The 12,767-nt window shown below is 69.8% G+C and carries 12 protein-coding genes; 10 read left to right on the forward strand and 2 right to left on the reverse strand.

Annotated features, from left to right (window positions below):
* Positions 1-89: 89 nt before the first annotated feature.
* The 7 genes from ltnD (at position 90) to AB0I94_RS36955 (ending at position 7,014) form a co-directional block, all read left to right on the forward strand.
* Complete coding sequence (ltnD, locus tag AB0I94_RS36925) at positions 90-1,052, forward strand: L-threonate dehydrogenase (protein ID WP_363314163.1); 963 nt, start codon at positions 90-92, stop codon at positions 1,050-1,052.
* A 1-nt stretch (position 1,053) separates the two neighbouring features.
* Positions 1,054-2,334 (forward strand): 3-oxo-tetronate kinase, encoded by a 1,281-nt coding sequence (gene otnK, locus AB0I94_RS36930; protein ID WP_363314164.1) that lies wholly within the window; start codon positions 1,054-1,056, stop codon positions 2,332-2,334.
* Complete coding sequence (locus AB0I94_RS36935) at positions 2,331-3,005, forward strand: aldolase (RefSeq protein WP_363314165.1); 675 nt, start codon at positions 2,331-2,333, stop codon at positions 3,003-3,005. Before otnK ends, AB0I94_RS36935 begins: the two co-directional genes overlap by 4 nt.
* Before the next feature lie 61 nt (positions 3,006-3,066).
* The gene (locus AB0I94_RS36940; RefSeq protein ID WP_363314166.1) at positions 3,067-4,371 is read left to right on the forward strand and encodes an MFS transporter; all 1,305 of its coding nucleotides are present in this window, start codon (positions 3,067-3,069) and stop codon (positions 4,369-4,371) included.
* A gap of 35 nt (positions 4,372-4,406) precedes the next feature.
* On the forward strand, positions 4,407-5,210 hold the full coding sequence (otnI, locus tag AB0I94_RS36945; protein WP_363314167.1) for a 2-oxo-tetronate isomerase: 804 nt from the start codon (positions 4,407-4,409) through the stop codon (positions 5,208-5,210).
* Entirely contained in the window at positions 5,207-6,247 is a 1,041-nt protein-coding gene (gene denD / locus AB0I94_RS36950) for a D-erythronate dehydrogenase (RefSeq protein ID WP_363314168.1), read from the forward strand. The genes otnI and denD overlap by 4 nt, the downstream gene beginning before the upstream one ends.
* A 17-nt stretch (positions 6,248-6,264) precedes the next feature.
* On the forward strand, positions 6,265-7,014 hold the full coding sequence (locus tag AB0I94_RS36955; RefSeq protein WP_363314169.1) for a FadR/GntR family transcriptional regulator: 750 nt from the start codon (positions 6,265-6,267) through the stop codon (positions 7,012-7,014).
* Here AB0I94_RS36955 and glgX read toward each other — a convergent pair whose 3' ends face one another.
* On the reverse strand, positions 7,015-9,147 hold the full coding sequence (gene glgX / locus AB0I94_RS36960; RefSeq protein ID WP_363314170.1) for a glycogen debranching protein GlgX: 2,133 nt from the start codon (positions 9,145-9,147) through the stop codon (positions 7,015-7,017).
* Between the two features lie 97 nt (positions 9,148-9,244).
* On the reverse strand, positions 9,245-9,763 hold the full coding sequence (locus tag AB0I94_RS36965; RefSeq protein WP_363314171.1) for a pep a2: 519 nt from the start codon (positions 9,761-9,763) through the stop codon (positions 9,245-9,247).
* A gap of 294 nt (positions 9,764-10,057) precedes the next feature.
* Between AB0I94_RS36965 and AB0I94_RS36970 the strand changes: the two genes are divergently transcribed.
* The 3 genes from AB0I94_RS36970 to AB0I94_RS36980 form a co-directional block, all read left to right on the forward strand.
* Positions 10,058-10,294, forward strand: coding sequence for a DUF5133 domain-containing protein (locus AB0I94_RS36970; RefSeq protein ID WP_363314172.1), 237 nt, complete (start codon positions 10,058-10,060; stop codon positions 10,292-10,294).
* 73 nt (positions 10,295-10,367) lie between these two features.
* Positions 10,368-12,338: an alpha-1,4-glucan--maltose-1-phosphate maltosyltransferase gene (locus AB0I94_RS36975; protein ID WP_363314173.1), complete on the forward strand. Its 1,971-nt coding sequence runs from the start codon at positions 10,368-10,370 to the stop codon at positions 12,336-12,338.
* A 37-nt stretch (positions 12,339-12,375) separates the two neighbouring features.
* Positions 12,376-12,767, forward strand: a 392-nt coding sequence (locus AB0I94_RS36980; RefSeq protein ID WP_363314174.1) for an alpha-amylase family glycosyl hydrolase, incomplete at its 3' end; no start/stop codon positions are given.

The following is a 12,767-nucleotide window of genomic DNA, read 5'->3' on the forward strand; positions in this document are numbered from 1 at the left end:
AGGTCATCATATGACCCGACCGCCGCACGGATTCAGAGCTTTCGCGCACCCCCGAGGGTGCGGCACGGCACAGCGAGACGAGGATGGGCATGAACGACCAGGACAGGTCGGCAGGGCCGCGCATAGGCGTGGTGGGGCTCGGGGCCATGGGGCTCGGCATGGCGCGCAGTCTGCGGGACGCGGGCTTCGATGTGGGCGTCCATGATCTGCGCCCCGACGTGGCCGCGGGCTTCGCCGAGGGCGGCGGCACCGCCTTCGCCTCCGCCGGTGAACTGGCGGCCCGCGTCGACGTCCTGGTCGGCGTCGTGGTCAACGCGGCGCAGGTCGAGTCGGTCCTGTTCGGTGACGGTGGCGCGGCCGAGCGGCTGCACCCGGGCTCCGTCTACGTCATGTGCTCCACGGTCGACCCCACTTGGTCCGCCGATCTGGAGCGGCGCTTGGCCGAGCGCGGCGTGCTCTACCTGGACGCGCCCATCTCCGGCGGCGCCGCGCGGGCAGCCAACGGGCAGCTCACCATGATGACTTCGGGTGCTCCCACCGCGTACGCGATCGCTGACCCGGTGCTGGAGGCCATGAGCAGCACGGTCTACCGCCTGGGCGGCGAAGCCGGGATCGGGTCCAAGGTCAAGGTCGTCCATCAGCTGCTCGCCGGCGTACACATCGCCGCGGCGGCGGAGGCCATGGCCCTTGGCATCAAGGCGGGCGTACCGGCCGAGGCGCTCTACGAAGTCATCACACACAGCGCGGGCAACTCGTGGATGTTCGAGAACCGCATGGCACATGTGCTCGCCGGGGACTACACGCCACTGTCCGCGGTGGACATCTTCGTCAAGGACCTGGGCCTTGTGCTCGACGCGGCGCGACCGGAGAAGTTCCCCCTCCCCCTGGCGGCCACCGCCCACCAGATGTTCCTACAGGCGTCGGCCTCCGGCCTGGGCGGCGAGGACGACAGTGCGGTGATCAAAATCTTCCCGGGGATCGAGCTGCCGGTACAGGTCGTGAAGAACGAGTTGCCCGGACAGACCGACCAGGCTGCACAGGTGGAGGGCTGACATGGCGATCCGACTCGGTTGCATCGCCGATGACTTCACCGGTGCCACGGATTTGGCCAACAACCTGGTGCGCGCGGGCATGCGCGTGGTCCAGCTGATCGACGTACCGCAAGCCGCCACCGAGGGTCCCCCCGGCGCGGACGCCGTCGTCATCGCGCTCAAGTCGCGGACCAACCCGGCATCCGAAGCCGTCGCGGCGTCGCTGCGGGCGCTGGAGTGGCTGCGCTCCGCGGGGGCGGAGCAGATCTACTTCAAGTACTGCTCGACCTTCGACTCGACGCGGGCCGGCAACATCGGCCCCGTCACCGAGGCCCTGATGGACGCCCTCGGCACCGACTTCACGGTCGCCACCCCGGCGTTCCCCGACAACGGGCGCACCGTCTTCAAGGGACATCTCTTCGTCGGCGACGTCCTGCTCGGCGAGAGCGGCATGCGGCATCATCCGCTGACGCCGATGACGGACTCCAACCTCGTGTCCGTTCTCGGCGCGCAGACCGCCCGGCCGGTCGGCCTCATCGATCACACCGTGGTCGCCGCCGGTGCCGATGCGATCCAAAAGCGCATGGGCGCCCTGCGCGAGGAGGGTGTCGGGGCCGCGATCGTGGACGCCGTGTCGAACGACGACCTCCTGCGGCTCGGCGCGGCGGTCAAGGAACTGCCGCTGGTGACCGCCGGGTCGGGTCTGGCGATCGGTCTGCCCGCGAACTGGGGGTTCACGCCGTCCCCCGCCGCCGCCCAACTGCCCCCGCCCGGCGGCTACCAGGCCATCGTCTCCGGATCGGTGTCCACTGCCACCAACGGTCAGGTCCAAGACTTCCTGCGCCGCGGACGGCCCGCGTTCAACGTGGATCCGCTGCGGATCGCGGCCGGCGACGACGTGGCGGGGCAGGCCCTGGCTTTCGCCGCCGCACATCTGGCCGAGGGGCCGGTCCTCGTCCACTCCACCGAGGCTCCCGACGCGGTCAAGGACGTCCAGGGCCGCCTCGGCGTCGCGGAGGCCGGTGCGCTCGTCGAGCAGACCCTGGCCCGCGTCGCCGAGGGCCTCGTGGAGCTGGGTGTCCGTCAACTCGTCGTCGCCGGTGGCGAGACCTCGGGCGCGGTCGTCCAGAAGCTGGGCGTCACGGGTCTGCGCGTCGGACCGCAGATCGACCCCGGCGTGCCGTGGTGCGCGGCGGCCCTCCCCGAGGGGGGCACGCTCCACATCACGCTGAAGTCCGGCAACTTCGGCGGCCCCGACTTCTTCACCGCGGCCTTCGCCCACCTCGACCGGGAGACCGCGTGACCCACTCCCCAAGGCTCACGGTGGACGAGGCGCGCGCCGAGATCGTCCGGGTGGGCACCAGCCTGTTCGCCAGGGGTTACGTCCACGCCAGCGCCGGCAACATCAGCGCGCGGGTGGGCGACTCCCACCTGATCACGCCCACCGACGCCGCCCTGGGCTTCCTGGAACCCGATCGCCTGGCCCTGGTCGACGCCGGGGACGAGCAGATCGCGGGCGACCGCGCCAGCAAGACCCTCACCCTGCACCGGCGCGTCTGTGCCGCCGACCCCACGGCACGGTTCGTCATCCACACCCACTCCACGCATCTCGTCGCGCTCACCCTGGCCGGCGTATGGAGTCAGGACGACGTGCTGCCGCCCCTCACGCCGTACTACGTCATGAAGGTCGGGCACGTCCCGCTCATCCCCTACCACCGGCCGGGCGACCCCCGCGTGGCCGACCTGGTGGCCGGCCATATCGCTGATCGTGCGGCGAAACGCACGCCGATCAGGGCCGTACTGCTCGACCGTCTCGGCCCGGTGGTCTGGGGCCCGGACGCCGCATCCGCCCTCGCCGTCCTCGAAGAACTCGAGGAAACGGCGCGCCTCTGGCTCCTGACCGACCGTCGCCCCGAGCCGCTCGCCCGCCCCGCTCTCGACGAACTGCGGTCCGTGTTCGACGCCTCTTGGTGACCGCACACCGCGCCACGCGCCGCCCGTCGGAGAATCCCCTGAGCCGCAGTAAGGATTCCGCATGCCCACGTCCACCGCGACGGCCGAGACCCCCGAACTCGCCCGTGAGAACGCCGTGTTCCGCAAGGTCGTTCTCCGCATCGTCCCCTTCCTGATCCTCTGTTACGTCTTCTCCTACCTGGACCGCGTCAACGTCGGCTTCGCGAAGCTGCAGATGTCCGACGACCTGGGCCTGAGCGAGGCGGCGTACGGCCTCGGCGCCGGACTGTTCTTCATCGGCTACTTCCTCTTCGAGGTCCCCTCGAACCTCATGCTCCAGCGCGTCGGCGCACGCACCTGGATCGCCCGCATCATGATCACGTGGGGTCTGGTCTCGGGCGCGTTCTCGTTCGTCACGAACGAGACGACGTTCTACGTGCTCCGCTTCCTGCTCGGAGCCGCGGAGGCCGGGTTCTACCCGGGTGTGATCCTCTACTGCACCTACTGGTTCCCCTCCCACCGCCGGGCCCGCGTGATCGCGATGTTCATGTCGGCGATCCCCGTGGCCGGCATCTTCGGCAACCCGCTCTCCGGCTGGATCATGGACACCTTCGACGGGGTCGGCGGGTGGCAGGGCTGGCAGTGGATGTTCCTGCTCGAAGCGGTTCCGGCGCTCCTCATCGGCGTCGCCACGATGTTCTACCTCGACAATGGTGTGCGCAGCGCCAAGTGGCTCTCCGACGAGGAGAAGGACATCGTCGAGGCGGCCATCGCCAAGGACACCGCGCACCAGAAGCACGGCCGGGTCTGGGACGGCTTCCGTGACCCCAAGGTGTGGCTGATGTGCCTCATCTACTTCTGCTTCGTCATGGGCCAGTACGCCCTGACCTTCTGGATGCCCACCTTCGTCAAGTCGACCGGCATCGACGACAACTTCACGATCGGTGTGCTCAGCGCCGTGCCGTTCCTGGCCGCGCTGATCGCGATGAACCTGTTCGGCCGCTCGGCGGACAAGCGCCGCGAGCGCCGCTGGCACCTGGTCATACCCAGCCTCATGGGCGCCGTCGGCTTCTCCCTGGCCGCCGGATGGAGCGGATCGACCGTGCTGTCCCTGGTCGCCCTGTCCTTCGCCGCGGCAGGAGTGCTCACCTGCGCCCCGCTGTTCTGGTCGCTGCCCACCGCGTTCCTCGGCGGCACCGCCGCGGCGGCCGGGCTCGCCCTGATCAACTCGGTGGGCAACCTGGCCGGCTTCGTCAGCCCGTACATGATCGGCGGCCTCAAGGACGCCACCGGATCGACCTCCATCCCGATGTACGTCCTTGCCCTGAGCCTGGTGATCGGTGCGGCCGCCGTGCTGACCACCAAGAAGGACGTCGTCAACCGCTGACCGGGCCCCGGCCCGGCCCCACCGCAGGAGCACGCATGCCGAGGTTCGCCGCGAACCTGTCCATGATGTACACCGAGTACGACTTCCCCGACCGCTTCGCCGCGGCTTCGGCGGACGGCTTCGAGGCCGTCGAGTACCTCTTCCCGTACGCCTACGAAGCCGCCGAGCTGCGCCGCAGGCTCGAAGACCATGGCCTTCGGCAGGTGCTGTTCAACGCGCCGCCCGGCGCCTGGGAGTCCGGGGAGCGGGGCATCGCGTCGCTCCCCGGCCGCGAGGGCGAGCTCCGCTCCGGCATCGAGCGTGCGCTGGAGTACGCGGCGGCGCTCGGCTGCGGCCAGGTGCACGTGATGGCCGGCCTCCTGCCGCCGCAGGTGACGCCCGCCCAGCGGGCCGCGCACCGCGCCACCTACCTGGCCAACCTGGCCTGGGCCGCCGAGCGGGCCGCCGCCGTGGACGTCGACCTCCTGATCGAGCCGATCAACGGCCGTGACATGCCGGGCTACTTCCTGCACCGGCAGGCCGAGGCGCACGCTCTCGTACAGGAGGTGGGCGCCCCCAACCTCAAGGTGCAACTGGACCTGTATCACTGCCAGATCGTCGAGGGAGACCTGACCACGACACTGCGCCGCGACCTTCCCACCGGCCGCGTCGCCCACCTGCAGATCGCCGGTGTGCCCGACCGTCACGAACCCGACCGGGGCGAACTCGATGTCCGCCACCTGTTCGACGTCGTCGACGGTCTCGGCTTCGACGGGTGGATCGGCTGCGAGTACATCCCCCGCGCCGGTACGAGCGAGGGGCTCGGCTGGCTCAAGAACTACCGAGGAGAAAACGCATGAGGATCGTCATCACCGGTGGCTTCGGCTTCCTCGGCCGGCAGGTCGCCGACTCCTTGCTGAAGCGGCGGATCCTGTGCGGGGCGCCGATCGGCCAACTGGTGCTCGCCGACCGGTTCGTGCCGGCCGAGGCGACGGTGTCGGCCGACCCGCTGGTGGACGTCGTCCACGGCGACCTGAGCGAGCGCCTCGACGCGATCTTCGCGCAGCCGGTGGACGTCGTGATCCACCTGGCGTCGGCGGTCTCGGCCGAGTGCGAGGCCGACTTCGACGTGGGCATGAGCGCCAATCTGGACACCACCCGCGCACTGCTCGACGCGGCCCGCGCACAGTCGGCCGCGGGCGGACCGACCCCCCGGCTGGTGTTCTCCAGCAGCGTCGCGGTCTACGGCTCCGACGCCGCGCTGCCGCTCCCGCCCGTGGTCAGCGAGTCGACGCTGCCCACACCGCGGTCCAGTTACGGTACGCAGAAGCGCGTCTGCGAACAGCTGGTCGCCGAGTACACCCGGCGGGGCTTCATCGACGGACGCGTGGCGCGTCTGATGACCGTCTCGGTACGGCCGGGCAAGCCGAACGCGGCCGCCTCCGGCTTCCTGTCCGGCATCATCCGCGAGCCCCTCGCCGGTCTGCCGGCCACCTGCCCGGTCAGCCCCGGCCTCCGAGTCGCCCTGGCCTCGCCGCGGCGCACCGTCGAAGGCATCCTCCGCATCGCCGAGGCCGGGCGGGGCAGCGGGCCCGGCGAGCTGGCGGGCGGGCTTCCGGTCAACCTTCCGGCGCTGACGGTCACGGTCGCCGAGATGCTGGACACGCTGCGCCGGGTGGCCGGTGACGCCGTCGCCGACCGGGTGACGATCACGCCCGATCCCGCCGTCGAGGCGATCGTCGGTTCGTGGCCCGCCGCCTTCGACAACGCGCGTGCCACGGCGCTCGGCCTGCGGCCCGACGAGAGTTTCGAGTCGATCGTCAGGGCGTACGTCGAGGACCACCCCGAGGCGGTCGCGCCCGCGGACCTGCCCGCCCCCGGGGCGATCAGGCCCTGACGGATAGACTGACGAGCATGTTCTCCAAGGTGAGTGGCCCCGTTCGGCTCGCGGACCGGGTCGCCGCGATCCTCTCGGAGGAGATCGAATCCGGACGTCTGGCCGAGGGCGACAAGCTGCCGACCGAGGTCGAGTTGGTCAAGCAGCTGGGCGTCAGCCGCACCGTGATCCGCGAGGCCGTCTCCCGGCTGCGCAACGCGGGCCTCGTCGAACCGCGGCAGGGCCGGGGCGTGTTCGTCATGCCCCGGCGCACCCGGCCGCTCGACCTGGAGGCCGAGGCCTCCGGCACCAAGTCAAAGGTGCTGCAGATCGTGGAGGTCCGCCGCGCCATGGAGGGCGAGGCGGCCTCGCTCGCGGCCACCCGGGCCACGCCGGACGACATCGCCCGGATGCGGCAGTCACTGGCCGCCATCGACAAGGCGGTGGCGGTAGGCGGCGACGGGGTCGACGAGGACCTGGCCTTCCATCAGTCGATCGCCGAGTCGACCGGGAACGCGGTGATGGTCTCGACCGTGCGGTACTTGGGGGAGGTCATGCGCGGCGGCATCCGCGTCACGCGGGCCAACGAAGCACGGCGCGACGACTTCATCGAGGCGGTGCGGGTGGAGCACCACGCGATCCTCGCGGCCATCGAGACGGGCGACGCGGCAGCGGCCCGCAGCGCCGTCCGCCGCCACATGAAGCACGCGGCGTCCCGTCTGCAGGACGCGGACGAAGGCTTCTGGACAGAGACCGACGATCTCCAGGTGGACCTGGACCGCCCCTGATCAGCCCCTGCCCCGCCCCTGTCTCCCGACCGGGGGACGGGAAAGGACGACCAGGGACCGCGGTCCGACACTCAGCGTCGTCTCGGCCTTGTGCTCCGTCTCGTCCGGCGGTCCGCCGGCTTCGTACGTGTCGAGCAAGGTCGTCCAGCACGAGCCGTACGTGGCGTCGGGAAGCCGGAACTCCATCGGCTCCCAGTAGCAGTTGAACAGCACGAGGAAGGAATCGTCGACGACGGTCCGCCCGACGCGGTCCGGTTCCGCGATGGCGTCGCCGTTGAGGAAGACGGCCACCGCGTGCGCGTCGGGCCGGTCCCAGTCCGCCGTCGTCATCTCCGCCGCGTCCGGGCGCAGCCAGACCAGGTCCGGCAGCGGCTGTCCCTTGTGTGTGACGGTGTCGCCCCGGAAGAAGCGGCGGCGGCGCAGGAGCGGGTGCTCGGTGCGCAGCGCCACCACCCGGCGGGTGAAGTCCAGGAGCTCCGCGCGTTCCTCGTCGAGGTCCCAGTCGATCCACGTCGTCTCGTTGTCCTGGCAGTAGGCGTTGTTGTTGCCCAGCTGGGTGCGGCCGAGTTCGTCCCCGTGGCTGAGCATCGGAATGCCCTGGGACAGCATCAGCGTGGCCAGGAAGTTGCGCTGTTGTCGTGCGCGCAGGGCGCGCACGTCGCGTCTGCGGGTGGGGCCTTCGGCGCCGCAGTTCCAGGATCGGTTGCTGCTCTCGCCGTCCCGGTTTCCCTCGCCGTTGGCCTCGTTGTGCTTGGTGTCGTACGAGACGAGATCGCGCAGGGTGAATCCGTCGTGGGCGGTGATGAAGTTGACGCTGGCACGCGGTCGGCGCCGGTCGTGCTGGTAGAGGTCGGCGGATCCCGTCAGCCTTGAGGCGAACTCCGCGAGCGTCCCGTCACGCCCGCGCCAGAAGTCCCTGACACAGTCGCGGTACTTGCCGTTCCATTCGGACCACAGGGGTGGGAAGTTGCCCACCTGGTAGCCGCCGTCACCGAGGTCCCACGGCTCGGCGATCAGCTTGACGCGGCTGATCACGGGGTCCTGCTGGATGAGGTCGAAGAAGGCGGAGAGCCGGTCCACCTCGTGGAACTGCCGGGCGAGGGTGGCGGCCAGGTCGAAGCGGAATCCGTCCACGTGGCACTCGGTGACCCAGTAGCGCAGTGAATCCATGAGCAGCTGAAGCACGTTGGGATGACGCATCAGCAGGCTGTTGCCCGTCCCCGTGGTGTCGTAGTAATGGCTGAAGTCGTCGTCGGACAGCCGGTAGTAGGAGGCGTTGTCGATGCCGCGGAAGGACAGGGTGGGGCCGTTCTCGTTGCCCTCCGCCGTGTGGTTGTAGACCACGTCGAGGATGACCTCGAGGCCTGCCGCGTGCAGGGCCTTCACCATGGACTTGAACTCGTTCACCTGCTGCCCGAGCGTCCCGTGGGCCGCGTACGTGTGATGCGGCGCGAAGAAACCGATCGTGTTGTAGCCCCAGTAGTTGGACAGGCCCTTGTCGAGCAGGAACCCGTCCTGGACGTACTGGTGCACCGGCATCAGCTCGACCGCGGTGACCCCGAGGGAGGTCAGATGGTCGAGGATCGCCGGTGCGGCCAGGCCCGCGTATGTGCCGCGGTGCTCTTCGGGGACGCCCGGGTGGGTGCGGCTCAGTCCGCGTACGTGTGTCTCGTAGATGACCGAATCGGCGTAAGCGTGCGAGGGCGGGCTGTCCCCGGTCCAGTCGAAGCCCGGATCGATCACGACACCGCACAGGGCGGCCGGCCCGGCGTCGTCTCGGACCCCCGGCCCACGAACGGGTGTGTCCGTGCGCGCCCTGTCGTCACGGAGGTCGTGCACCGCCCTGGCGTATGGATCGAGGAGGAATTTCTCCGGGTCGCAGCGGTGGCCGGCGGCGGGCAGCCACGGGCCGTGCACCCGATAGCCGTAGCGCTGCCCCGGGCCGACGTCCGGCAGATAGCCGTGCCACACCGAGCCGTCGGCCTCCGTCAGCGTCACGCTCCGCTCGGCGCCCTTCGCGTCCACAAGGATGAGGTCGACCTGTTCGGCCACCTCGCTGAACAGGGCGAAGTTCGTCCCTTCGCCGTCGTACGTGGCGCCCAACGGAAAAGGTCGGCCGGTCCACACGCGCACAAGGTCTCCCGTCGATAGCCCTCAAGTCTTCTGGTTCGACCATCGGGCATACGGCGGGTGCGCGCCCTTCCGGGAGCGCACCCGCCGCAACGTCCGGTCAGGCAGGGCCGGCGACCTCAAGGGGTGTCGCCGGTTCCGGCGCGCCCACGCCGACCGGGCGCGAAAGGGCGCGGGGCAGGGGCCGTGCCTCGATCGTGTCGGGCGCCGGGCCCTTGGGAACCAGGGGTTCGCGCTGCTCCGTACGGCTGCGCAGCGAGAACCAGACGATGTGCTGGTCATCCGCGGTGCAGCTGCCCCACCCGTCACTGAGCGCCGCGATCTCGGCCAGGGAGTGCGGCTCGACGTGGTGCTCACCCGTAGCGGCCGGATCGACGTGCGAGACCGCGGTGATCAGGTGCTGCCCCGTCCACCATGTCTCGATCGCCGTCCGTACGGCGGAGGTGTTGCGTGCCGCGGGCTCCAGCAGGAGACCGATCCCGCGTGACACGTCGGCGACGTGCTGTTCCAGCCCCCAGTACCTCAGATGGGCGGCCAGGATGCGTCGGATCTGACCGACGCGCTCAGGCACCAGTTCCACGTCGAGGTGGTAGTAGCGGGACACTGCGTGGTGCTTCATCGTTCATGCTCCTCACCGCGGAGCTCACGCTTCGGCGCTTCGGCACGGAGCCGGGAAACGTACGGAGCGTGAGCAGTGATCGCTCGAGAGTCAGCACCAGCGTCACCCCCCTACTCCATTCGTGCAACACGAGCGTGACCGGTCGTGTGCTCTGCGTTCAACAGGACGGCGAGCGATTCTCCTCGCACCATGGGGGGACGGAGTGGACCCGCTGTGACGGGTCGCTCCCCTCTGTGAACGGTCCACGAGCCCGCCAGGGCTCGCCGTGGCGGAGGTCCCAGGAGGTCGAGTGCGATGCGGGCGGAGCGCGCCACAGAAGACGTCGATCGGCAACTGGTGAGGTACCGCGCCTGGCAGCGCCGCTTCCTCGCCTCGCCCGGCGATCCCGCGGTGCGCGCGCGGTTCGAGGCCGCCGTGGCCGCACTGTGCGCGGTGACGAACCGACGCTGCGGGAGGGAGGCGGCCGAGGCCGCCGAACGCCTGCCTCGCCCCGCGCCTGCCGGTCGCGCGTACCCGCTCGGCGGCGACTGACGCAGCACGCGAAGCCGCAGGAGACCAAGCCAAGACGATCAACGCGCACGGTATGAGCCCGGAGGTGGACAGCATGTCGGTGGCCCCCAGCCACATCCGCATCCCCATCGAGGATGTGCGGCCCTGTGTTCACGGTGGCCTGCGTCCGGCGAAGGCAGTCGTCGGCGAGGCCGTCGAGGTGACGGCCCTCGTGTTCGCCGAAGGCTCCGCCGTGCTCGGTGCGGAGGCGGTCCTGTACGCGCCCGACGGCCGCACCACCCTGCGCCGGGCCATGCGGGAGCTGGAACCGGGAACAGACCGGTGGGCCGCCGACGTCACCCCGGACGCGGTCGGCGACTGGACCTTCACCGTCGCGGCCTGGACCGACCCCATGGCAGCCTGGCAGCGCGACGCGGTGATCAAAGTGCACGCCGACGTGGACACCGGGGTCACCCTCGAAGACGGGATCCAGCTCTTCGAACGGGCCGTCGCCCAGGCTCCCGACGACGCCACACGCTGCACCCTGCAGACGGCGCTCGGTCTGCTGCGCGACGACACCCGCTCCCCGCTGGATCGGCTGGCGGCGGCCACGGCCCCGGAGGTACGCGCGCTCCTGTCGGCCCACCCCTTGCGTGAACGCCCGACCGAGAGCGCTCCGTTGCCGCTGTTGGTGGAGCGGGAGCGGGCCTTGTTCGGGTCGTGGTACGAATTCTTCCCGCGCTCGGAGGGCGCCGTCGTGCGCGAGGGCGAGCCCCCCAGGTCGGGCACCTTCCGCACCGCCGCCGAACGACTGCCGGCCATCGCCGCGATGGGCTTCGACGTCGTCTACCTGCCGCCCATCCACCCCATCGGCACCACCTTCCGCAAAGGCCCCAACAACTCCCTGTCTCCCGGCCCGCACGACGTCGGCGTGCCCTGGGCCATCGGCTCCCCCGAAGGCGGCCACGACGCGATCCACCCCGACCTGGGCACCCTGGAGGACTTCGACGCCTTCGTACGCCGCGCCGGCGACCTGCACCTCGAAGTCGCCCTGGACTTCGCCCTGCAGTGCTCCCCCGACCACCCCTGGGTCGACAAACACCCCGAGTGGTTCCAGCACCGCACCGACGGCTCCATCGCCTACGCCGAAAACCCCCCGAAGAAGTACCAGGACATCTACCCCCTGGCCTTCGACCGCGACATGCCGGGACTGATCACCGAGACCGTACGCCTGCTGCGGTTCTGGATGGACCACGGCGTGCGCATCTTCCGCGTCGACAACCCGCACACCAAACCCGTCGCCTTCTGGGAGCAGGTCCTCGCCGACATCAACCGCACCGACCCCGACGTCATCTTCCTGGCCGAGGCCTTCACCCGCCCGGCCATGATGCACACCCTGGCCGCCATCGGCTTCCAGCAGTCCTACACCTACTTCACCTGGCGCAACACCAAGCCGGAACTCACCTCGTACGTACAGGAGTTGGCCGGTGAGTCGGCCGCCTACATGCGGCCGAACTTCTTCGTCAACACCCCCGACATCCTGCCCGAGTTCCTCCAGAACGGCGGCCGCCCGGCCTTCGAACTGCGCGCGGTGCTCGCCGCCACCCTCTCGCCGACCTGGGGCGTCTACAGCGGATACGAGCTCTGCGAGAACACCCCCCTCCAGGCCGGTGGCGAGGAGTACCTGGACTCGGAGAAGTACCAACTGCGCCCGCGCGACTGGGAATCGGCCGAGCGCACCGGCTCCACCATCGCGCCCCTCATCACCGCGCTCAACGCGTTCCGCCGGCGCCATCCGGCGCTGCGCCGGCTGCGCAATGTGTACTTCCATCCCACGGACAACGATCAGGTGATCGCGTACAGCCGTCATGAGCCCGGCGACACGGTGCTGGTGGTCGTGAACCTCGACCCGCACCACACCCAGGAAGCGACCGTGCGCCTCGACTGCGCGCGCCTGGACATCGCGCCCGGCTCCACCTTCCGCGTGCACGACGAACTGAGCGACGCGACCTACACGTGGGGCGAGACCAATTTCGTCCGTCTGACACCAGGCGTGTCCCCCGCGCACGTATGCGCGGTCGAGTGAGGAAGCACGCGCCAAGCCGTGCGGCAACGGAGGATGCATGACCATCAACAAGCCGGTATCGGACCTGTTCGAGGACACGCCCGCCAAGGACCGAGACCCCGACTGGTTCAAGCGGGCCGTCTTCTACGAGGTCCTGGTCCGCTCGTTCCACGACAGCAACGGCGACGGCATCGGTGACCTCAAGGGCATCACCGCCAAGCTGGACTATCTGCAGTGGCTGGGCGTGGACTGCCTGTGGCTGCCGCCCTTCTTCACCTCTCCCCTGCGCGACGGCGGTTACGACGTGGCGAATTACGTCGCCGTCCTGCCCGAATTCGGAGATCTCGGGGATTTTGTGGAGTTCGTGGATTCCGCGCATCAGCGGGGCATGCGCGTGATCATCGACTTCGTGATGAACCACACCAGCGATCAGCACCCGTGGTTCCAGCA

It is taken from the genome of Streptomyces sp. NPDC050147 (assembly GCF_040660195.1).
Lineage (GTDB): Bacteria > Actinomycetota > Actinomycetes > Streptomycetales > Streptomycetaceae > Streptomyces.